A 21103-nucleotide genomic window follows, 5' to 3' on the forward strand; every position below is an offset into this window, starting at 1 on the left:
AAGCCCTTTTGTCGGTTTAGTCAGTGGGGTATCTGGTACTGAAAAGGAAATTAGTGAGGTTTCACAGCAAGCATAATCCTTACAAGCCGTTTGCTGAAAATATTTTGCTCCTGTGCTTTTACGCGGAACCGCTCCTGAGAGCTTCTAGCCCCTGATGAAAAGTAGCCGAGATAACCTGTTTGCCTCCCAGTAAATAGTGCTCTGGCAGTGGCAAAAACGGTGTTTAAGCCCATAGGCGTTAAATGTCAATCCCTTCTTCAGAAAGTTGGTGAGAGAGACTCATAATGATGGGGTAGTTCATAAAAAGGTGGGGGTATTTGGCAGAAAATGAAACGCAAAAGGCAGACTGGGTACCTCCAATTATGGAGTATTTACTTTTTTTTGATGCTCCACCAGCTATTGAAAAATTACTCGAGCGGTGCTTTCTCCACAGCCAAACCCATACCCAGGTTTCAAAAGCATTGCAACCACTAGTAAATCTTCATCACCTTAAGGGCTAATAAATTTCACTTATCGGGCCTTATCCTAATACTGATTATTGGCCTTGGTTAAAAGTTTGGTACAACGGTTAAACGAGCGGGCCGGCTGGGAGCTCCGATACTTACGTGCCCTTCTTACTTGGGCCGAGTGGTCCAGGTGGGTTTCGTCACCTCATACACGAAGTTGAGCTTGGGCTGCTCGCCATAATAGGTCACCTCCTGCTCGGACACCTTGGTGGCGCCTAGGCGCTGGATGGCAATTTGTGACCGCACGTTGTCGGCCCCGATGTGAAAGCGCACCGTCTCCACAAACTGAAACACGTAGTCAAGCAATAAGGCCTTGACGGCCTGGTTGATGCCTTTCCCCCAGGACGGCGTTCCGTAGAAGGTATAGCCGATGAATATACTGTTGTCCTGTGGGTTATAATCGTACAGACGAGTACTGCCGAGTGTGGCACCCGTCCCCTTATCCACGATTTTGAAGGCGCCTTTGCTCTGCATAGCCCCCTCGAAGAAGGTCGTGAAGGCCGGCTGTTGCCAGCGGTCCTTGTTGGGATGCTGCTCCCAAATCTTGGGGTCAGCGGCTACCGCGTAGAGGACCTGAAAATCATCTGCCTGCAAGGGCAGTAACCGGATAATGTCGGTTTCCAGAACGGGTTGCTGTGAAAAAGCAGGCATAAAGAAAAAACAAGGGATGAATACGGTCGTGCAGTGCGGTGCGGCGAGTCCAGTGGGGGAAGAGTTTCTTCGAACTACTCGCGCTAGACCAGGCCAGTTGGCCTGTTCTGGGTCGGACCGTCTAACTACCAGTGGGCGGGGTGGTAAGCGCCAGCAGCGCATCGCCACTGAGGCTATAGTCCACCCAAACGGGGTTGGCCTGCGCACCCAGGCGCTCGTAGAAGCGTCGTCCGGCCTCGTTCCAGGCCGCCACGGCCCAGCGTATCGCTCCGCAGCCGTGCGCTACGGCGGCCCGCGCCGCGGCACGCATTAATTCCTCGCCCAGGTGATGCCCCCGGTAAGATTCGGCGACAAACAGCTCTTTGATAAAGAGTGTGGGCCGGGCGCTGGCGGTGAAAGGGATGAAATAATACACCAGCAGGCCCCCCAGGTGCCCCTCATCGTGGCGGGCCACCAAGCAGTAGAAATCGGGCGGCTGCTGGGAGAAACCCTGCCGGTAGAGCACGTCGGCCGTGACAGCGAACGTGTCGCGGTAGTGCTCAAAGTCGGCCAGTCCCTCCATCAGCGGTAACAGGGCGGGAATGTCGGCGGCCGTGGCTAAGTCCACGCGGAAAGGTGAAGTAGGCATGTTGGGCAGGCTACGGTAAGGAGGTTAGGGTAGAATTCTGAATGGGCGGAACGGGCGCTTTGGCCGGCTTCAGGCGGCGCTCCCAGCCGTACAGCTTTACCTCCGCAAGCACCATCGCCCCGAAAATAAGCATTCCCCCCACTACCGTGCGGGGCGTAAGGGTTTCGTGCAGCAACACGGCCCCCGCAAGGGCCGCGAAAATGGGTTCGCCTAAGTGAGTGAGGGCCACTTTTTCTTCGCTCAGGTATTGCTGGGCATAATGTTGCACCCCGTACCCGTAGGCCGTGGCCAGCAGCGCCGAGAAGCCAATGGCTTGCCAGAACGCTCCGGCCGCCGGCATGGCCAACGGGTAGCCCGCGCCCCAGCCCGCAAGACGGGCCAGCCCCGCGCAGCCGAGCAGCTGCACCACGAGCATCGCCATCAAGTGCGGCTCTCGGGCCGTTCGTCCCCCCAGCAGCACGTAGCCGGCAAAGGCCACGGCGCAGGCGAGTATCCACCCGTCGCCTGCGTGCAGATGCCAGCTCCCCGGCATGGCCACCACGTAGAGGCCGACTAGAGCCAGCGTGCCCGCCGCCCACATCTTGGGCTCCACGGCTTGTCGATAGAGCAGGGCCTTGCCCAGCGGCACCAGCAACACGCTCAGGCCGGTGAGAAAAGCCGCATTGGCGGCGCTGGTGGTTTGCAGGCCGATGGTTTGCAGGGTGCTGCCCAAGAACTGTGGCAGGGCCAGCAACAGCCCCCAGCCCACCGGGCGCCACGTCAGTTGGGCGAGTTGGCGGGGAAACAGCAGGGCAACGGCAGCCGCGGCCATCAAAAATTTATAGGTCTGAAAGCTGTAGGGGTCAGCGTAGCTCACCCCGGCCTTGACCACCGGGTAGGAGATGCCCCAAAAAGCCGTGCCCAGCAGCAGCAGGCCCAGAAAAAGTGGTTTCTTTGGCATGGACGTCACCGCTACTGGTTGATGGGCAGGGGCAGCCTCATCATAATATCGGTCTGCTCGTCCTCACCGAGCTTGAAAACGTGCTTGTCGAAGGCGATAAAGCCATTTTTCTCATAGAAGCGGATGGCACGCGGGTTTTCTTCCCACACCCCGAGCCACAGGCACTCGGCCCGCGCCTGCGTGGCCAGGTGCAGCGCTTGCTCGTAGAGCAGCTGCCCCACACGCTGGCCGTGAAATTCCTGCAGCACATAGATGCGTTCGAGTTCCAGGGCGTTGGGGGCGTGTTGCTCGGTTTGCGCCGGGCCGGTGTTGACTTTTAGGTAGCCAATAACGCGGCCCGCCTGCTCGGCGAAGTAGAAGGCGGAGTGCGGCTCTTGCAACTCCGTGGTTAGCTTTTCGGTCGCAAAGCCTTCTTCCAGGTAGGCGCGCATGTTTTCTTCGGAATTGCTGGCGGCGAACGTTTCGAAAAACGTTTGGCGGCCGATGTGCTGCAACTGGCTAACGTCAGCTGGAGTAGCTTGGCGGAGGGTGATGGGTTCCATAGGGGAGTCGTTGAAGTATAAAAAGTCGGCAAGGCGGAGCCCCACCAGAAAAAGCATCGGTTATCTTGCGGGCGTGTCCCCAAACCTGACCCTTTCCGAGATTCTGCTTGCTACGCACCCGTTGCCGCCCGCTTCGCTGGAGAAGCTGCTGGCGCTGGCCGAATACGTGGAACTGCCGAAGGGTGCCGTCTTGTTTCGGGACGACGCGCTGGCCCACCACGTGTATGTGGTGCAGCGCGGCTTGGCGCGGGTGTATGCCCGACGAGAGGACCGGGAGGTTACGTTTTGGTTTTCCGAAGAGGGGTCTGTTTTGGCCTCAATTCGGGGCTATACCGAGCAGGCCGTGAGCTACGAGACGATGGAACTGCTGGAAGACAGCGGCCTGTTTCGCCTCAACATGCGGGCGCTGCACGCCTTGTACGGGGAGGATATCCACCTGGCCAACTGGGGGCGGGTGCTGGTCGAGCGCGTGTGGCAGCAAACCGAGCAGCAGCTCATTGCCCGGCAGTTTCGTACCGCGGAGGAACGCTACGCGGACTTGCTGCGTCACAGCCCGCACCTGCTGCACCGCGTGGCGCTGGGGCACCTGGCGTCGTACTTGGGCATTACCCAAGTCACGCTGAGCCGCGTACGTGCCAAATTTAAGTAGTCGCCTCATCAGTAGTGTGCTACCGATTTTAGCCCCAGTACGGACCCGATAAGGGTAACGAGAAAAAATAGGCGCGGCCCGGTCAGTGGGTCCCCAAACGCGACGACCCCGACCACCGCCGTACCCACTGCCCCGATGCCGGTCCAGACGGCGTAGGCCGTGCCCAAGGGTATCTGCGCCAGGCTCAGGTTGAGCAAGTAAAAGCTCAGAACCGCGCACCCCCCGAAGGCGGCGTACCACCAGACCGCTTCGGCTCCAGCAGCCAGCTTCGCCTTGCCCAGGCAAAAGGCAAACGCGACTTCGGCCAACCCGGCCAGGACCAACAACAACCATTGCATGACGAATAGGAAATGTACTGGGACAAAGGTCTAGTCTAGCGCACACCCTTCTTTTTACCAATGTTAAAAACGCTACCAAGAGCTTACTCAGCGGCAGTGGCTAAAGTCCCATGAGACGCTCCCTGGAGAAATGCCCTCTGTGCCGCAGCGGGCCCCGCGCAGCCGCTGGCTGGATCTGTTATAGCAGCTCGTGCATTAAGTAACATAGGTTATCTCCTGTCCAACAAAGGCTCGTTTGCTGGACACTTTTCTGACCCGCCTTAACGGCCCCGAAACTCCGGTTTTTCGGGGCTATTTTTTGGACAGTCTTTTTGTAGGCCCTGCCCCCTCTTACCTTGCCAACCCCCAGCTTTTTTCCAGCAACTAGCATTCGCCCCACTGACTAAACCGACGAAAGCACTTTGGTCCGTTTAGTCAGTGGGGTATTTGGTAGTGAGAAGGAAATTCGTCTGGGGCTATAGCAGGGCCTGATGATTACAGGCCGCACCTTTCAAATATTTTTGCTCTCGTGCTTTTATGCGGAACTGCTCCTGACAGCTTCTGCCCCCTGATGAAAAGTATACGAGATAACCTGTATGCCTCCCGGTAAATAGTGCTCTGGCAGTAGCATAAACGGCGTTTAAGCCCACTGTCGTTAAATGTCAATCCCTTCTTCAGAAAGTCGGGGAGAGAGACTCATAATGGTGGGGTAGCTGGTAGAATAGCGGGGGTATTTAGTCCAAAAAGAAACGAAAAAGCCAGACTGGGTACCTTCAATTATGAAGTATTCACTTTTTTGATGCTCCACTAGCTATTATATAAATACCCGAGCAGTGCTTTCCCCATAGCCCACCCCATATCTAGGTATGGAAAGCACTCCAGTCAGTAGTACATCTGCTTCAGCTTAAGGTCTAATAACAAAGGTTTGTCGGAATCTAAGTGAAAAGAAGATGAGGTCTAATAACTCAGACTTATCATAATTTATTCTAATCTCTAAGTTGAGCCTGTGACAAGCTGGTCTGTACTATTAAACTAATAGTTTTGGTAGCGCGTGGGCGTGAAACACGTTAATAGCAATATAATAAGACATGGAACTGCAATGGTTTGAAATGCGCGATGTGCGCAAGCGGAAACTCAATACGTCAGTCTGGATTCCGCTACAAGCCTCACAGGACGTGCTAGCGAAAGGAGAACATGGGCACCTAGGACAAGTAGAAGAATACTTCGGCGCCGGTTCTCTAGCTGTGCCTCTGGCCCGAAAAGCAGAAGCAATGGCCTTGGGCTGGAACCGAGTTGGCTCTGGGCCGGACCATATACCATGGATTCATGAGGGCCGCTACGTACAAGCTGACACCCACGCCGACAACAATGGGTTGTTGCTTGGGCTCCGGCTGGTGCTGAAACAACACCTCAACCACGCTGAGCGCAACCAATGGCATTTGCACCAAGACCTTGTGCTTGCGCTGCATTTGCAGCGCGAAGGCGACATATGGGTGTGTCCGACGGAAGGCTACACCGAAGTGGCCCGGTTGCAACGGGGAGACAATGGCGAACCTTGCTTGCTGGAAATAAAAGCTGAGTACTTACGGGACTACCTGTGCGCCCGCGAAATGGGGTTATATGTCAGCTCTTATCGCAGCCGCTACGAAGTAAAGGCAGATACCAATGGGATTGTCTGGCAAGCTAATCCAACTGTTGAGGAGGAAGCTGACCAGCGGTGGGAAGGCCAGATTCAGGAAATAAATGAAGGTGGAATGCAGTTTGGAGCAGGCACCGCCTTTATTCACGTCGGGCGTAAAGAAGTGGACTTGGAAGACGAAGTGCCAGCCTACGGCTTGCCAGATGACGACGAGGTGGTCTTAGATTCCTGGCAGAGTACCGCACAGGGCCGCAAGCTATTTCGGGTATGGGGAGAGCTATGGCGTGATGAATGGCTAGAGCCTGCCAGTGCAAGCCCCCGTGTACGGGAAGACGATGTGCCCGCCACCAGCTTCTTCATCACCGACGCGTCGGGCCAGCGCGAAAGCCGTGACACCCTGGATCAGGGCAGCCGTTGGCTTTGGTTCCGGCCGCAAGTGATAATGGATTTGGTACACCGCCGGGGTGGAGCACTGATGTGGTACACACGTGAAACCGGCCGCGTGAGCTGTTCGCCGGGCTACAATGTAGATTTCGGTCTCAATAAACTAGGTCTGGTTAATGTCTTTGCTAAAGACATCGGTAACCTGCCCGATTGGCAACAGCAACTGTGGGCCGGTAATAGTATTGGGCCTGACGGCGGGATTTCGCCTGAGCTGCACACCGTGCAGATGCAAGCCATTCCGGCGGATACTCAAGCGCCCGAAGCCTTCTTTGGTAAGGGAATAGAACTCCTTAATAAGCTATTTGAACAGCATTACCAGGGGGTATTATTCCGTGAGCATGAAATCTCCACAGACTTGATTGGCAAGGTTCACCGTTTTCGGGCAACCACTGAGGAAGGCCTGTATGAACTGGCCAAGGACGTTGCTCGCCTCACAGCCGACAGCCTCAATATTGGTGCATTGCACCAGCACACGCCCCCGCCAAAAGGGGAAAAGTGGGGGTCATTGAAATCATTAGAGAAGTTATTGGCTCAAAGGGTTGGCCCCGAAAAGGCGCGTGCGTTGTTGACGCCCTTAGTCGGTACTTACGAATTGCGGCTTGCCGATGCGCACCTTCCAAGCAGCAAAACCAAGGATGCGCTGGCACTTGTAAACATCGATGAAACATTGCCTTTCGTGTGGCAGGGCTACCAACTTTTAGCTGCATGCACGGGGGCCATTTACCAGATAGCTAAAGTGCTTAGTGCTGAAGGACAAATCGCGTCATAAGCGTATTTTTCGCTTGGTGTAAGCATATAAAACGTTTTGATATGTCCGATTCTAAGCAGCCGAAATCTTCTAAAGAGTATTCCCCCAAGGATTTCTTGCGAGGGCGTCGACCCGAGCAGTTCTCGGATTCGGTGCCAACCGAGCGGCAGCAGTTAGACCGTTCATTGTTGGAGTACCACTTAGATACACTGACTAACCGGGGGCAGGAAAACGATTTCGAGACCTTTTGCCGCCGGTTGGCCGAACGCGAAATATGCCCCAACCTGATGCCCCACACCGGCCCTACTGGCGGCGGCGACAGCAAAGTAGATTCTGAAACTTATCCGGTGGCGGATGCGCTAGCTGAAGCGTGGTACTCGGGCATTGGCAGGGAAGCGGCTAGTGAGCGGTGGGCTTTTGCCATCAGCGCAAAAAAGGACTGGCGCCCGAAAGTGCAGTCAGACGTAGCCAAAATCATCACCACGGATCGCGGTTATACCACTGTTTTCTTTTTCAGCAGCCGCTACATCCGCGACAAGGAGCGAGCAGAAGTAGAAGATGCTTTGGCGAAGAAGCATCAAGTGAAAGTGCACATTTTTGACCGAACATGGCTGCTGGACAAAGTGTTTGAGAATCGGCACGAGACATTGGCAATCGAAACTCTTCGTATGGCTGTACCGGTGCACCAACAGGTGCAGCCGGGCCCTCAGGATGCGCAGCGTCTTGTTGAATTGGAGGAGATGCAGACTCGCATCCGCGAAGCCATTAGTCAGCAGCAGTACTCGTCGGCACTGGTAGATGAATGCTTAGAAGCGGCCATCCTAGCCCGCCAATTGGAACGAGCAACCGATGAAACGGACGGGCTTTTTGCTCGCGCTAGTCGCCTAGCGGCCAAATACGGAACAGAGCAACAGGTCATTACTTGTTTATACCAAAGAGCTTGGACAGCCTATTGGTGGCATGAAGACCTGCTCTTGTTTGAAGAGCTGTACAGTAAGCTGGAGAAGGCAGTGGCTGGCACCCGCAATGTATTTGACTTGGAGCGCTTGCAAAACTTGTGGTCTATTTACCAAACGGCAGTTCGTCACAAAGACATCAACGCCGAACCGGGAGAAGTTGCTCGTAGAACAGAACTGCTCGTGACAGAGTTGACGCGGCTTAGCCATGAGGTGAGCCGACCCAGCACGTCGCTACAAGCCCGATCACATTTACTATTAATTGAGTTATTACAACACATAAGCGACGCGGACTGGCCAGGCTTGGACGCGGTATTAGTAAAAATGCGAGCAGTTGTGCGGCAAAGCGCCGGGCTTGTAGGATTTGTACTCGACCCGCTAGTGGACGTGATAACTACCCTTGGCAAACTGGTGGTTGATCTGCCAGCATATGATTCATTGTTTGATGAATTAGTCGAGATTAGCTCAATAAGAAAAAGCGAAGTGGCTGGTGCTACCATGCTGGTGGAACGTGGCGTGCAGCAATGCGACGGTGGTAAGCCGGCAGAGGCGATAAAAAATTTCGGCAAGGCACTGGGCAAGCTGTACAAGCATGAAAGCCGGCGTGAGGCAGTGAAGGCTTTGGCCGTGTGCGGCGTGGCCTATGATAAGTTAAATCTTCACTGGGCAGCGCGTAACTCTATGCTGGTGTCAGCTTCTATTGCTACGGACGAGCATTGGCGCTACGGCGAAATTACGCCGGCTCAATACGCATCTTACAAGCGGCTTAGTTGGCTGGAACTGCAGTTAGGTAGGGTAGCATTTGCCTTGTCTTGGTTCGAGTCGTATCTCGTAGTAGGCAACATACTTCGGGACAAAAACTATGTGCTTGAAAACTTCGAGGAGGAGCAGCAGGAGTTTGACCTCGTGTTGGGCTTATTACTGCTGAAAACCGCCGCCCACGATTTGCCGTTGCTGCATCAACTTCCGGATAAGCTCGATACTCTTGGACTTTTCAATTCATCGTTGGCAGTGCTGTACGTGCTAGGCTATGAAGACGAGATTTTGAAAGAAGGCCCGTTTTCGGAGCAACCAGAAAATATTGCTGTCTTTTTTGAAAAGTGGCTCGACCAGCCGGCTAACACTGATTTGCCTACTTTTCCTTCTTACTACGAAGGCGAGATAGTGCACCTGAGTAGCACTGTAATGGGCTGCCGGTTGGAAGTAACCGCCGTAAATGATTTGGCAGCTATTCTCTTAGCGGAGTCTTTGTTAGCAGGCTTTGAGAGTTTCCTAGCTACTAGCATCTCAACGGCTATTGTCTTAATGGAACCAGTGCTGACCATTGATGTGCAACGGGACTCATTGGTAACTGAGCCGTTTGTGATAGAGCACGAAGAGCGCGAGGGTCGGCCACATATTCGCATTCGTTGCGGTCAGCTTAACACACATTTTGCAACGCCGCAAGCTCAAACCGAATTCAAAGAAGCACTCACCCAACTGTTGTTCACCATGTTGGCCAGCGTAGTGATGCGAAGTGGTATAGAAGAGCAGATGGCCGTGTTATTCCGCGACGAGTTGGCTATGTCGCGTGCAATCGATTTTTCTAACTCCTTTATCGCTACAACTAATGTGCTGGGTGACGAACCCAAATATCGCATTTCGCATTGGGCCGTCTCTACCGGTCGCGAGTACCCTGCTAAGCGCACAAGGGCATGGTTTGAAAGTAGGCCAACCGCTACGGCTACCCCAAAACCTGCTGCTCCAATTAAGGATGCAAAACCGGATGCAGCTGTGGCACACGATGAAATTGAAATCAGCTCACTCCTGCGCCATGCCCTTTGGGACCGGGCGGGTTGGGTAGGAGTAGGGTTTGGTGGTTCGCCATCACTTCCATATCCTGTGCTGTGTTTACTGTTTTCAGATAAAGACGCGGGCTTGAAAATCTTTGAACTATGGCGCAAAGAAATGGGATGGGAAGACACCGAGGATAAGTTGCGAATCTCCTTAATTCGGCGCTACGACCGCAACAATCCGTTAGCATACAGAGCAATTGTGGGCACCAACATAGATGCCCTTTCCCCGAAGCAGCGAGAGAAACGTCTGATAACGACGCACCGGGTGCACGTGATGGACAAACCCACCACAAACAACATTGACCCTTTTATGGCGCATTTTCAACAAGCAGGTGCCTATGTGCTTATTCCTGGTGTATTTACAAGTCCCACGACTGAGCCGCTTTATTTTCAGGAGTTGGGTATCCTCAAACGCAAAGTCTTCGTTCGTGAAGCATGGCAAGTAGGTCTTAATGACCCTGACTGCGCTGGCATAGCTTTACACGATGAGCCGGTGATTCCAGAAGGTGTCACAGAGCCACCGATTCTTACTCTACAAGCCATGATGCGTAGCGGGAGATGGGGCAGCTAATGCTAAAAAACCGGCAGATACTTTTTGAGTAACTGATTTTGCAACAGTTGGTCCTATTAAGCCCCTTCACGGCCTATCCTGCCCGCACCCTGAATAAGCCGGTCTGCCTCCTGCTACAGCTGCAGGACTTTTACAATGTTGTCATTGGCTTGGCCCGTTGCCCGTAGTTGCACGGCCTAGAACATGCCCCGCACAACCGATTCGTATCTGGCCCTCTGGGACGTCCCGAACCGCTTGCTGGGCCAGCACTGCTCCAAACCGAGTCTGAGTGGGGACATCACTTACTTGCCTAAACAGGGCGGTGGCTGGCTCTATTTAGCCACCTAGCTGGACCGCTGCTCACGCAAGGTAGAGGGATGCGAGTTACGCGAAACCATGCCTGAGGATCTGGTTAGCGAGGCCCTCCACCAAGCGCTAGCCGTGCGCCAGACCGCCGCGGGCCTGATCGTCCATTCGGACCAAGGCAGTCAGTACACCGCTACCCGGTTTAAGAACTTACTGGATCACTAGGGGCTTTGCCGAGCATGAGCCGGCGGAGCAACTGCTACGACAACGCCCACGCCGAATCGTTTCGGAGTCGGCTGAAACCGAATTACTCGATGGCGGCAGCTTCCCCGCCCTAGAAGAAACGCGCGTAGGAATTAGCCACTATATTGCCTACTACAACGCCGAACGCCGAACGGCGGCACTCGTCCCTCGGATATCAAACGCCCAACTTCTTCGAAACCCAACTCCAAACTAAGTCGCAACTCTGTCCGGGTTAACTAGACCACCTCAATATTTGTCGGGCAAGGTGTACCGGCGGATATTGGAGCGAGTGGCGTCAATGACAAAAGTTACTCCTGATGTTGAGCTACCTTTGAGCTAACTACTTCTGCATGAACATGAGCAAGCTAAAAGTAAAAAACTTTGGTCCTATTACCACCGGTTTCACTGAGAACGATGGGTTTATGGATTTTCGTAAGGTAACGGTATTCATCGGCAACCAAGGCAGCGGCAAGAGTAGCGTAGCGAAGCTATTTTCTACGATGAGCTGGCTGGAGAAGGCGTTGTTTCAAGGACGAGTGACGCAGGATTATGTGACGAAATACAATAGATTCGTTAAAGAATATTGTGCGTATCAGAATCTGAAAAACTACTTCCGTGACGATACGGTAATAGAATATAGAGGACGGGCATATACGCTTATTTATCGAGATCGGAAGCTGGAAGTATATGAGATTCTTCGTTTATCAGGAATGAAAACGCCAGAATACAAAGTGCCTCAAATAATGTATGTGCCAGCTGAACGTAATTTCCTGAGTGCTGTAGACGAACCAGATAAATTGAAAGGGCTACCTAAGTCTTTGGTTACTTTTTGGGAAGAATTACGTCAGGCACAACGGGAATTACCAGCGGATTTTCTGCTGCCAATTGGTAATGTTCGGTTCACGTTTGATAAATCGAACAAGATTTCCCGACTTGTAGGACAAACTGCCGGGAACGTTCCCTATCGACTTCGGTTATCAGAGGCATCGAGCGGTTTTCAATCCTTTGTACCACTTCTACTAGTTTCTCGCTATCTGGCAGGCTCGATTTCCCGGGAACACGATGCTTCCCGGAGTGAATTAAGTGGAGAGGTTCTTCAAAAATTGCGTGTACGTATTGCCCAAATATTAGCCGATGATAAGCTGTCACTCGAGGTGCAGCAACAAGCTTTGGAAGCATTATCTTCCCAATTTCGAAATGAAGTGTTTTTTAATATAGTGGAGGAGCCTGAGCAAAATCTGTTTCCAAAATCACAGCAGGTAATACTATATCAACTGCTGGAATTTGCTAATGCAACCCCAGGGAATGAATTGGTTTTGACTACCCATAGCCCATACATTATTAATTACCTCACGCTAGCTATCAAAGCTCATGAGGTTAAAAGAGTAATTAATATTTCAAAACAAAACGATAAGCTCCAACGCAGACTGGCAGAAATAGTGCCCGATAATGCGGCGGTTATAGCTGAGGATGTAGTCGTGTATGAACTATCCGAAACAGGCAAGATTTCGCTCCTGCCAATGTATGATGGACTGCCCTCCGACGACAACGACTTGAATGAAGCTCTAGGAGCGACCAATGCCCGCTTTTCCGACTTATTAGAGATAGAGCAGTATGCCCAACAAGGTTGATTTTTTTACCACCCGATGTGCTGACGGATCTCTCTCAGATGATGTAACTAATGCTGCTGAGTTCGGTTTGTGTGACGACCCACATGTAGCAGGAACGCTTAAGAGTCGGGCCTACCTTGATACTAGCAATCCAAATAAATGGATAGCGACAGTTGATAACGCTCCTCGGTACGAAGTAACGTTCAAAGGAATTGATGATTGTATCACTATTTACAAACCCGTTCCCCTGACAGATGGTAGCTTAGAAGAAGCAAGCCGTTGTGATGGGATGTTGCTGTATGAAGACAGTATTATTTTTGTGGAGTTAAAAGAGAAGCGGCGTAGTTGGCTAGAGTCATCAATAGGTCAATTAGAAGCTACTATCAAAGTTTTTGCAGATTCCTACGATCTAACGATTTATAAGCGCCGGATGGCCTATAGTGTTAATAAAGCGCATCCACGGTTTAATGAATCCCGGATTCAAAGTGCTAACTCCTTTTTCAAGGAAGCTGGTATAGTACTTAGAACGCAAGCGATGATCAAACTTGAGCCATTAGTGTGAAGATTGATCAGGAGTGCGCTTAGGCTTCAATGTACAAGTAATTCATAAGGATGTGGACCTGCTCAAGCTTATAGGTTCCTGCCACTCTAAAACATCAGCATGATCTGGATTGAAATTAAGCCCCAGAAAGCTGGCAATCATACATTACAGCAGAAGTAGTTAGAATCAAATGTAGGTATGCCACGCATACTTATCATTGCAGAAACTCGAGTATTACACGTAGGCAAACGACTTGGAATACAGGAGTAATAATGTGGAGAGCTATGGAGATGTATAACCTAAAGTATAACCCAAAAGCAAATCAGCCACTTGCCTAGGTAGGTAAGTGGCTGATTATTAATGAGCGAGAAACGAGGCTCGAACTCGCGACCCTCAGCTTGGGAAGCTGATGCTCTACCAACTGAGCTACTCTCGCGGGGTGTGGTAGGCAAAAATACACAGGCAAAACCAATATGCAACCTGGGTAGGTAGGGGACTTACATTTGGGCTATTCAGGAATTCAGACCTGGCCTTCTGGAATTTCGTAGTAAAGGAGACCTCACCAGAACAGCTGTTGTGAATCAAAAGCTGTTTATTGCACCAAAATCCTTCTGCTATGGCTACTCCTGCCGGACGGCGCCTTTCCGGGTTATTACTGATTATTCTGGGCAGTATTGGAGCTGCTCTGATGCTGGTACGAACGGTGACTCAGCTCTATCTGAGTGGCATGCTGCCAGGTAGCGGGCTTTTGCCTGAGCAAACTGTGCCGCTGGTACCGCTGCAGGATTGGCTGCTTACGCTGGCTACATTTGCCGCTTTCATCATTATTATTCGCTACGGGCGACGGATGCGCCGCGACGCCCGAATCTCCGATGAGCCCGGCGACCATTCCATTTCCTGATTCCTTCCGCGTTTCGGCGCGTCTTTTCCTATGTCTTCACCCTTACGTATTGTGGTGGCCAAGCGCACCGCTGCCGTGGCGGTTCAACTGGCTGAACTAGGCCGCCAAACCTTTCAGGAAACCTTCGCCGCTGACAACCGTCCCGAGGATATGGCCGCTTACCTGGAAGCCAATTTCGGCCCCGAGCAGCAAATGGCAGAATTACAGGACCCCGCCATTATATTTCTGCTGGCCCACATGCAGCAGGAACCTGTAGGCTACGCTAAACTTCTTATTGGTTCGGAACTGGGCCTCGCCGAAGGCAAATCTCCCACCGACCGGCTGGAAATAGAGCGCCTGTATGTGCGCGAAGATTGGATTGGTACCGGTTTGGGTGCTTCTCTCATGCGCCGCGCTATAGAAGAGGCCCGCACGCAGAAATGCCGGAGTGTGGTGTTGGGAGTTTGGGAAAAAAACGAGCGGGCCATTGAGTTTTATCAGCGGTTTGGCTTTAAAGTCATTGGGGAGCACCCATTTCAGGTAGGAACCGATATCCAGACTGACCTGATTCTGCGCAAGGGACTGTAAAGGCGTTGACTAGCGCGCAAGCCTTACATTTGCCGTATTCTTTTCCTTTTTTCTCTTCCCTGTGCCCGCAAATGGCTTAGTCTTTTCCTCCCGTCTGTTATCCTGGGGTGTCCAGGGGCGGGCATTGGCTATGGGCTGCCTGCTGTTGGCGGCCTGTTCCGGGAAATCCAGCAAACCGGCTTTGCCGCTGCCTACCGGCCACTTTGAGGGGCCTGTTACTATTCAGGGTACCGAATTGCGGGCTGTGCTGGATCTGCGCGAAGTAACGCCCGGTAAGTTACAGGCCGAGTTGTCGTTTCCGGCAGTGCCGGGTATGGAAGTGCCGATTAATAACGTGCGTTACAAGGAGCCACAGCTCCAGTTTGAGCAACGGGGTGGTTTCCCGGGGCAAGTAACGGTAAATGCTATTCGGGAGGGCGACTTTCTACGCGGCGCTTTCCTGCTGGACAGCCTGCGCGCCGAGTTTGTTTGGGTCCGCCGTGGTCCGGCTGCTCCCCGACAATATCAAGAGCAGGCCGTACGCCTGAAAGCCGGCAGCCAGATCCAGGTTGCTACGCTTTATTTGCCTGAGGACACTGTGTCCCGGCATCCCGTTATCATTGTCATGCCCGATTCGGCTACTACTGCTGGTGGCCCGGCACGTGCTGCCTGGTTGGCGCGTAAAGGCATGGCCTCCTTGCTGCTTTCCCCTTCCGCCTCCAAATTAGCGCCTACTGATTCCTCCGCGCGTCAATGGGTACAGGCCGCTTTTACCCGCTTGCGCACCACGCCACACATCGATACGGCCCGGGTAGCTCTGTGGGTGCGTGGTACCGCCGCCGCCCAGGTAGTGCATGGTATTGAGCAACAACGCCCCGTAGCGGTTATTCTGGAAGCCGTACCGCTGAGCAATGCGGGGGAAGCTCAGCCATATAAAGCCCTGACTCGCCAGCGTATTCCGGCAATGGCCCTATATGCCGGCGCCGACCCATCGGTGGATGTCCGCCAGAGTGCGCGCCGTATGCGCACGGCCATCGGGTACGGGCGCGGAAATGCGGTACATGTATATCCCAATGCTAATGCTTATTTCCTGCTGCCGGGCAGTACCAGTACGGCAGGTCTATGGAGCTGGCCGCACTTTGCCGCTGGCTACGTAGAAGATGTGGAGCAATGGCTGCAGCAGCGTCTAAGCAAGTAAAGGCTGGAGTTTATAATATCAGCAGGCCCTTTTCGCGTAACAGCTGCCAGCTGGCACTCTGCAGGCACTGTTCCCACTTCTGGCCACTATCGGCTGGGAAGCTTTGGGCTGCGTCTTTCAGCAGAATTTTAGTGTCATAATCCGTGGCCAGGCGGGTTAGCAGTTCCTGAAGCCACGTACCCACAGCGGCGGGTACTTTTACTTCGAAATCTTCTGCTTGCTCAAAAAAAGTGAGTACCGCCTGCTGGCCTTTTTTCCCAGTTTCCAGACGTAGCTCAGGAGCATTACCCAGCCAGAAAAGTCGGTTATTGGGGCGGGCAGAATCCGGTTTGCCCGGTTCCTGTAACGCCTGCTGAATAAGGTGGCGCGGCACCGTAGGTCGGGGCGTTTTAAAATCGAACCAAAAGCTCAGCGGCTCATTCAGAGCCACACCGTGCAGGTAGTTGTACAAGGCTTTGGCCAGCCCCGGCCCAAAGGCTTCGTGGTCGGTGCCGGTAGGGTCGTCGTGCCACAGGTCGTTCCAGGCGAAGGGGCCGGGCTCCGGGCCGATGGGGGCTACCTGATACTTTTCCGGGTTCTTGCCCACGGGCGAGTGGGCCGTCATGGAAAAGCGGTGCCAGTAGCCACTTTGCACAATACCCGCCGCAAAAAGTTGGCGCACTACTTCCAAGCTGTCCACAGTTTCCTGGGTGGTTTCCGTTGGGAAGCCATACATGAGGTAAGCGTGTACCATAATGCCAGCCTGCGTGAAGCCATCTGTGACGCGGGCTACCTGGGCAATGGTGACGCCTTTTTCCATAAGAGCCAATAGTCGGTCAGAAGCTACTTCCAGCCCTCCGCTTACGGCAATGCAGCCGGAGGCCGCCAGCAGACGGCACAGGTCAGGGGTGAAAGTTTTCTCGAAGCGAATGTTGCCCCACCAGGTGATGGTAACGCGCCGCTTCAGCAACTCAATGGCCAGGTCTCGCAGGGCCAGGGGCGGAGCTGCTTCGTCTACAAAGTGGAAGCCGGTTTGTCCGGTTTGCGCAATAATCTGCTCGATGCGGCCTACCAGCAGGGTACTGGGCGCGGTTTCGTAGCGCGAGATATAGTCCAGCGTTACGTCACAGAAAGAGCAACGCTTCCAGTAGCAGCCGTGCGCCACAGTTAGTTTATTCCAGCGCCCGTCGCTCCACAGCCGGTGCATGGGGTTCAGCACTTCAATAACGGAAAGATATTCCGTCAGGGGCAAATCAGAATAATCCGGCGTGCCTACTTCGGCATGAGGGATATCGGGGTGCGGGTAGTTGATGTACGCTACTTGCTTGGCTTCGGTGCGGAGGAAGGTGCGCTGTAGCTGGGCCTGTGGAAGGTTACCCTGTACATACTCAAGCAACCGCAACCAGGGACCTTCGCCATCGTCCAGCGTCAGGTAATCGATATAGTCGAAAAAGCGGGGCTCCTGTAAGGTGCGTAGCTCGGTATTGGGGTAGCCGCCGCCCATCAGGGTTTTAGTGGCCGGGCTGATTTGTTTGATGCGGCCCGCCAGCCGGAGCGCTCCGTAAAGGTTGCCGGGGAAGGGAACGGAAAAGCCTACTACCTCGGGCTGCACGCGGGTCATCAACTCGTCCAGCAGCTCCAGTAGCATCTGGTCCAGCAGATTGGGCGCGGCTTGCAGCGCTTCGTGCAGAGCATCAAACGTGGTAGCCGACATAGCCAGCTTCTCGGCGTAGCGCGAAAAGCCGAACTGCGGGCCCACCGTTTCTTTAATCAGGTCGGCGAGGTCTTCCAGGTAAAGCGTAGCCAGGTGACGGGCCTGATCGGTGAGGCCCATGGTACCAAAGGCGGTTTCCAGATCGGCCACGTTATCGAAGCGGCTGGCTTCGGGTAAAAAGCGGGAGTGGCAAATACGGGGCGCCAGCGTATTATCCTTGTTTTGCAGGAAGCGGATAACCGGCCCAATGGTGCTTAAGTAGCTTTGTTTCAAACGCAGCATCCGGCGGGCATTGTCGCTCAGCTGGTAGTGGCCGGCTTCAATTTCTGTGATTACCCGCATAAGACCCGCTTTCGAAAACAGCTTCAGCACTAATTCCAGCCCCAGATCTGCCTGCGTTACGGAGTAGCCGCGCCCACCTAAAAAGCCCTTTATATAGGCAGTAGCCGGATACGGCGTGTTCAGCTGCGTAAGCGGCGGTGTAATGAGCAGGATATGGGGCGAGGTAGACACGGCAACACGAAAGCAAAACGAACCGCAAAGATACAATGGCTGTTTGGCTATCCGGGTAAAGCGCTGCTTTCCCCTCTGTAACTCCTGACTTGTTTTTCTCCCGTATGAGCGCCGGCGCCCTGCAACGTATTGGTATGTACCTGGCCCGCGGCTCCTGGCCGCGGCAGGCGGCCTATGTGCAGGAGTTTTGCCGCAAGGTGCAGATACATTTTGCCTACGGCCATACGCCCGAGGCCGAAGAAATAGCCGAGGCACTAGCCTTTATTCACCAATACCGCTCCCAGTCTTCGCGCCTGATTTTTGGCGAGGACAGCCCGCGGGAACTGGCCAGCCGCATCCGGGAGCAACGCACCCGCGCCCACCTGGCCCGCTTACGGGAGCGGCCCACTGATGTCAGCCGCCCTTACCCACAGTTCCGCCCCACGCGCCGCAACTGCTCCCACCAGGATTGTGGCTCAGCGGCCATGTATCATTCTGATTACTGTTACGACCACAATCCGGAATAAGCAGAAGCGGCTACATTTTGCCCATCTGCATCAGCGAAGGATTCAGGCGCAGATATACCTGCGCCGAAACGGGCGTTTTGCCATACAGAGGCTGAATTATTTCCTGCGGACGATAGACTGTTGCCTGTGCGCCCAGTGTTAAGTCCGTTTTGGCCAGCTGTACAAGGCGGTACGTGCCACCTAGCGTAAGCGCATGAATATTGAACGGTCCTTTATCTGAATCATTAGGATAGAGAATACTGGTTTCTGTCTGCAGTTCCTCAGCCGATTTCTGCACAAACTCATAACGCCCATACACCGCCGGCTTACCCAACTGCACATTGGTTTCGGCCAATACGGAGTGGGAGGTGTGCGTGTGCTCATCAGAAATATTCCGGTTCATGCCCCATACCAGCGCCGAGGCTATATAGCGGCCATTGCCCCATTGGTTGCTCTGAATAATGGAAGCCGTGGTGCGTTTCACGTCCTCATTGGGGTGCAACACTTCCGGCTGTTTTAGAAAGGCCCGGCTTACCTGCAGGGCCAGGTTGCTGGTGGGGTTCCAGTTCAGGCGGCCGGCCCAGGAATCGGCGCGGGGTTTGTCGAAGTTGTAGCGGTGTTCGTCGGGTTCCCGGCCGGTGAAGTTGGAGCCTTCCAGCTTGAACTGCTTGTAGCGCAGGCCCAGCGTGGCTACGCCAAAAGTGATGTGCGTCGCATCCTGCCAGTGGTGGCCCAGGGCCGCATCGGCATTGGGCATGGCCGAGATGCGGTGCATGAAAGCCACTGGGCCAATAGCCGGCTCTCCGGGGTAACCCACGTAGGCGGTCAGGTCTACATCCTCGGAAAAGGCGTGCGTGTAACCAATGCTGAGCGCTGAGAATAAATCGTGGGGGTGCTGGCGGTCTACCAGCGGCTTACCCTGGTAAGCTTCACCACTCTGAAATAACAGCGGGTAGCCATTGCCTCCTTCTGTGATAGGGTCAAGGGAGAACATGGCCGTCAGGTTCAGGAGGCCTTTTTCGCCTACCTCCCGCTGGGCCATGGTCATAAACCAGTTGCTTGCATCAAAGGTGCTGCCGCCGCGCTGTTTACCATCGCGCCCCATGTTCTGGTTGGTGTAGCGCAGGTAAATAGCCCCGTGGTTCATCACCATCCATTTGCCGTGGTGACTCATCCACATGTACATGGGGGTTTGGTCGGGGTTCCAGGCGGTACCGGAGCCGTTGCGGCTCATGGGCAGCTGGCGCGAGTAGGCATGCGGCATCGAGCCCATATTCGTGGTGCCGTGGTCCATGCTCTGCATGGCACTCATATCATGGCCGGCATGGTTCATGGGGGCTACGGGCCGGGCGGTATCGGTGGGGGCCATGCCGGGCATGTGGTGCTGGCTATGGTCCATGGTAGCAGCCGGGTGCCGGATAGTATCCATAGCAGCAGGCTGCTTTATCTGATGCTGCTCGTGCTGGGCATAGCCAGGAAAGGCGTTAAGCAAAAGAAACAGGCCAAAGGCAAAAGGAAGGTGGTAGGCCATAAAAAATCAGGGTATCAGAGGAGTTACCTCTAATACCCTGAATGGGGGGTGCCGGTTATACAGAATTCCGGCGGTGTAAGTACGATACTATGGCTTGCGGGGCAGTTAAGCTATTTTATCCAGGGCCATGCGCTTGGGCATCAGGTCGCGGCGGAACTCGCTAACGGAGCGGCCGGTCACCTGGCGGAACTGATTGCTCAGGTGCTGGCCACTGCTGTAGCGCATCTGCTCGGCAATTTCACCCAGGGTCAGTTCGCCATAGCTGAGCAGCTCCTTCACCCGCTCAATCTTCATGCGAATCAGATACTTCTCAATGGTGAGATTAGCCGTGCGCGAAAACACCTTGCTCAGATGGGAATAAGTAGCAGCAAAGCGGTCCGTCAGAAAGGCGGAGGTGGTGAGGGGCATGCGCGCCGTGCGTAAGTGCTCCAGGTACTCGGCCAAAGCGGTTTTAATTTGTTCCGTAAGCTGCTCCGCCCGATCCATTAATACATCGAAGCCAGCCTCACGAAGCAGCGGGGCTACTTCTTTGGGGTCGGCTGGCGTGTCTTTTGCCAATACTGCTTCTCCGAGTGTTACCTGAGCCGGCCGGTAGCCAGCCTGCTCCAGGAGGTGGCGCACGGCACTAACGCAACGTGGGCAAACCATATTCTTGATGTGCAAGCGGGTTGTTTTCACAGTGTAGAAGGTAAGTTGGGCGTTAATGAATCAAGGAGCCAGCCGCGAACGGCTGGGTGTTTGTTTCCGCGGGGCGGCGGCAACAGTAGGGCGGCTACGGCGTGTAGGTACAATTGGGGTTTCCTGCCAGCCCGCACCAAACCAGTTGCTGGCAGCCCAATTGACGAATGGCACGACAACGAGGAACGTTACGGCCAACAGACAGAAAAGTACGAAAAAAGCAGCAGAAGTTCTGAAGAAGAACTCATTATGGAAACCGAAAACATAGGCTATCAGCAGTATTGCTAAGAATAGGCTTATAACAGCTACCAGTGCCGTATGGCGCAACAGGGGGGAAGCAAGGCGGATCGATGGGGAAGAGGAGCGGCGCTTCGGCATAAAGCAAATATACCAAATTTGCGAAAGCCAAGTTTCACCTCTTCGAGTTGAGCTCTTGCAAAGCGGCGGCCATAG

At 53.9% G+C, this 21103-nt stretch carries 19 protein-coding genes and 1 tRNA gene; 11 read left to right on the forward strand and 9 right to left on the reverse strand.

Annotation, left to right across the window (positions count from 1 at the left end; genetic code table 11):
* Nucleotides 1–614: 614 nt before the first annotated feature.
* The 4 genes from Q4G72_RS04335 to Q4G72_RS04350 form a co-directional block, all read right to left on the reverse strand.
* On the reverse strand, nt 615–1157 hold the full coding sequence (locus Q4G72_RS04335; RefSeq protein WP_303310207.1) for a GNAT family N-acetyltransferase: 543 nt from the start codon (nt 1155–1157) through the stop codon (nt 615–617).
* Nucleotides 1158–1278: 121 nt separating this feature from the next.
* Nucleotides 1279–1785 carry a GNAT family N-acetyltransferase gene (locus tag Q4G72_RS04340; protein WP_303310208.1) on the reverse strand — a complete coding sequence of 169 codons (507 nt, stop codon included), beginning with the start codon at nt 1783–1785 and terminating at the stop codon, nt 1279–1281.
* Between the two features lie 10 nt (nt 1786–1795).
* On the reverse strand, nt 1796–2725 hold the full coding sequence (locus tag Q4G72_RS04345; protein ID WP_303310209.1) for a DMT family transporter: 930 nt from the start codon (nt 2723–2725) through the stop codon (nt 1796–1798).
* Between the two features lie 11 nt (nt 2726–2736).
* Nucleotides 2737–3267, reverse strand: a complete 531-nt coding sequence (locus tag Q4G72_RS04350; RefSeq protein ID WP_303310210.1) for a GNAT family N-acetyltransferase — start codon at nt 3265–3267, stop codon at nt 2737–2739.
* Between the two features lie 73 nt (nt 3268–3340).
* Between Q4G72_RS04350 and Q4G72_RS04355 the strand changes: the two genes are divergently transcribed.
* Nucleotides 3341–3916, forward strand: coding sequence for a Crp/Fnr family transcriptional regulator (locus tag Q4G72_RS04355; RefSeq protein ID WP_303310211.1), 576 nt, complete (start codon nt 3341–3343; stop codon nt 3914–3916).
* Between the two features lie 8 nt (nt 3917–3924).
* On the opposite strand, the gene Q4G72_RS04360 is transcribed toward Q4G72_RS04355, so the two are convergent.
* Nucleotides 3925–4254, reverse strand: a complete 330-nt coding sequence (locus Q4G72_RS04360; RefSeq protein ID WP_303310212.1) for a DMT family transporter — start codon at nt 4252–4254, stop codon at nt 3925–3927.
* Between the two features lie 1067 nt (nt 4255–5321).
* Between Q4G72_RS04360 and Q4G72_RS04365 the strand changes: the two genes are divergently transcribed.
* The 6 genes from Q4G72_RS04365 (at nt 5322) to Q4G72_RS04385 (ending at nt 13126) form a co-directional block, all read left to right on the forward strand.
* Nucleotides 5322–7085: a hypothetical protein gene (locus tag Q4G72_RS04365; protein WP_303310213.1), complete on the forward strand. Its 1764-nt coding sequence runs from the start codon at nt 5322–5324 to the stop codon at nt 7083–7085.
* Between the two features lie 41 nt (nt 7086–7126).
* Entirely contained in the window at nt 7127–10426 is a 3300-nt protein-coding gene (locus Q4G72_RS04370; RefSeq protein ID WP_303310214.1) for a hypothetical protein, read from the forward strand.
* A gap of 183 nt (nt 10427–10609) precedes the next feature.
* The gene (locus Q4G72_RS04375) at nt 10610–10753 is read left to right on the forward strand and encodes a hypothetical protein (RefSeq protein WP_303310215.1); all 144 of its coding nucleotides are present in this window, start codon (nt 10610–10612) and stop codon (nt 10751–10753) included.
* On the forward strand, nt 10754–10936 hold the full coding sequence (locus Q4G72_RS17875) for a DDE-type integrase/transposase/recombinase (protein WP_368408970.1): 183 nt from the start codon (nt 10754–10756) through the stop codon (nt 10934–10936). It begins immediately after the preceding gene.
* Between the two features lie 374 nt (nt 10937–11310).
* Nucleotides 11311–12585 (forward strand): ATP-binding protein, encoded by a 1275-nt coding sequence (locus Q4G72_RS04380; protein ID WP_303310216.1) that lies wholly within the window; start codon nt 11311–11313, stop codon nt 12583–12585.
* On the forward strand, nt 12569–13126 hold the full coding sequence (locus tag Q4G72_RS04385) for a hypothetical protein (protein WP_303310217.1): 558 nt from the start codon (nt 12569–12571) through the stop codon (nt 13124–13126). Before Q4G72_RS04380 ends, Q4G72_RS04385 begins: the two co-directional genes overlap by 17 nt.
* A gap of 342 nt (nt 13127–13468) precedes the next feature.
* Here Q4G72_RS04385 and Q4G72_RS04390 read toward each other — a convergent pair.
* Nucleotides 13469–13541 (reverse strand) — tRNA-Gly (locus Q4G72_RS04390).
* A 180-nt stretch (nt 13542–13721) separates the two neighbouring features.
* Here Q4G72_RS04390 and Q4G72_RS04395 point away from each other — a divergent pair.
* The 3 genes from Q4G72_RS04395 (at nt 13722) to Q4G72_RS04405 (ending at nt 15750) form a co-directional block, all read left to right on the forward strand.
* Nucleotides 13722–14006 (forward strand): hypothetical protein, encoded by a 285-nt coding sequence (locus Q4G72_RS04395; protein WP_303310218.1) that lies wholly within the window; start codon nt 13722–13724, stop codon nt 14004–14006.
* 30 nt (nt 14007–14036) lie between these two features.
* Nucleotides 14037–14573 (forward strand): GNAT family N-acetyltransferase, encoded by a 537-nt coding sequence (locus Q4G72_RS04400; protein WP_303310219.1) that lies wholly within the window; start codon nt 14037–14039, stop codon nt 14571–14573.
* Between the two features lie 61 nt (nt 14574–14634).
* Entirely contained in the window at nt 14635–15750 is a 1116-nt protein-coding gene (locus tag Q4G72_RS04405) for an alpha/beta hydrolase family protein (protein ID WP_303310220.1), read from the forward strand.
* 10 nt (nt 15751–15760) lie between these two features.
* Here the strand turns inward: Q4G72_RS04405 and Q4G72_RS04410 are convergent, their stop codons facing one another.
* Entirely contained in the window at nt 15761–17956 is a 2196-nt protein-coding gene (locus Q4G72_RS04410) for a B12-binding domain-containing radical SAM protein (protein ID WP_303310221.1), read from the reverse strand.
* 104 nt (nt 17957–18060) lie between these two features.
* Between Q4G72_RS04410 and Q4G72_RS04415 the strand changes: the two genes are divergently transcribed.
* Nucleotides 18061–18462 carry a hypothetical protein gene (locus Q4G72_RS04415; protein WP_303310222.1) on the forward strand — a complete coding sequence of 134 codons (402 nt, stop codon included), beginning with the start codon at nt 18061–18063 and terminating at the stop codon, nt 18460–18462.
* 10 nt (nt 18463–18472) lie between these two features.
* Here the strand turns inward: Q4G72_RS04415 and Q4G72_RS04420 are convergent, their stop codons facing one another.
* Nucleotides 18473–19972, reverse strand: a complete 1500-nt coding sequence (locus tag Q4G72_RS04420; protein ID WP_303310223.1) for a hypothetical protein — start codon at nt 19970–19972, stop codon at nt 18473–18475.
* A 105-nt stretch (nt 19973–20077) separates the two neighbouring features.
* Nucleotides 20078–20650: an AraC family transcriptional regulator gene (locus Q4G72_RS04425; RefSeq protein WP_121235863.1), complete on the reverse strand. Its 573-nt coding sequence runs from the start codon at nt 20648–20650 to the stop codon at nt 20078–20080.
* Between the last annotated feature and the right edge of the window lie 453 nt (nt 20651–21103).

Source organism: Hymenobacter sp. BT730, from assembly GCF_030542105.1.
Classification (GTDB): Bacteria; Bacteroidota; Bacteroidia; order Cytophagales; family Hymenobacteraceae; genus Hymenobacter.

Bases quoted from the DNA above. Each gene is read 5' to 3' on its own strand.
- Q4G72_RS04335 (WP_303310207.1), bottom strand. From the start codon at position 1,157: ATGCCTGCTTTTTCACAGCAACCCGTTCTGGAAACCGACATTATCCGG.
- Q4G72_RS04340 (WP_303310208.1), bottom strand. From the start codon at position 1,785: ATGCCTACTTCACCTTTCCGCGTGGACTTAGCCACGGCCGCCGACATT.
- Q4G72_RS04345 (WP_303310209.1), bottom strand. From the start codon at position 2,725: ATGCCAAAGAAACCACTTTTTCTGGGCCTGCTGCTGCTGGGCACGGCT.
- Q4G72_RS04350 (WP_303310210.1), bottom strand. From the start codon at position 3,267: ATGGAACCCATCACCCTCCGCCAAGCTACTCCAGCTGACGTTAGCCAG.
- Q4G72_RS04360 (WP_303310212.1), bottom strand. From the start codon at position 4,254: ATGCAATGGTTGTTGTTGGTCCTGGCCGGGTTGGCCGAAGTCGCGTTT.
- Q4G72_RS04365 (WP_303310213.1), top strand. From the start codon at position 5,322: ATGGAACTGCAATGGTTTGAAATGCGCGATGTGCGCAAGCGGAAACTC.
- Q4G72_RS04370 (WP_303310214.1), top strand. From the start codon at position 7,127: ATGTCCGATTCTAAGCAGCCGAAATCTTCTAAAGAGTATTCCCCCAAG.
- Q4G72_RS04375 (WP_303310215.1), top strand. From the start codon at position 10,610: ATGCCCCGCACAACCGATTCGTATCTGGCCCTCTGGGACGTCCCGAAC.
- Q4G72_RS04380 (WP_303310216.1), top strand. From the start codon at position 11,311: ATGAGCAAGCTAAAAGTAAAAAACTTTGGTCCTATTACCACCGGTTTC.
- Q4G72_RS04385 (WP_303310217.1), top strand. From the start codon at position 12,569: ATGCCCAACAAGGTTGATTTTTTTACCACCCGATGTGCTGACGGATCT.
- Q4G72_RS04395 (WP_303310218.1), top strand. From the start codon at position 13,722: ATGGCTACTCCTGCCGGACGGCGCCTTTCCGGGTTATTACTGATTATT.
- Q4G72_RS04400 (WP_303310219.1), top strand. From the start codon at position 14,037: ATGTCTTCACCCTTACGTATTGTGGTGGCCAAGCGCACCGCTGCCGTG.
- Q4G72_RS04415 (WP_303310222.1), top strand. From the start codon at position 18,061: ATGAGCGCCGGCGCCCTGCAACGTATTGGTATGTACCTGGCCCGCGGC.
- Q4G72_RS04420 (WP_303310223.1), bottom strand. From the start codon at position 19,972: ATGGCCTACCACCTTCCTTTTGCCTTTGGCCTGTTTCTTTTGCTTAAC.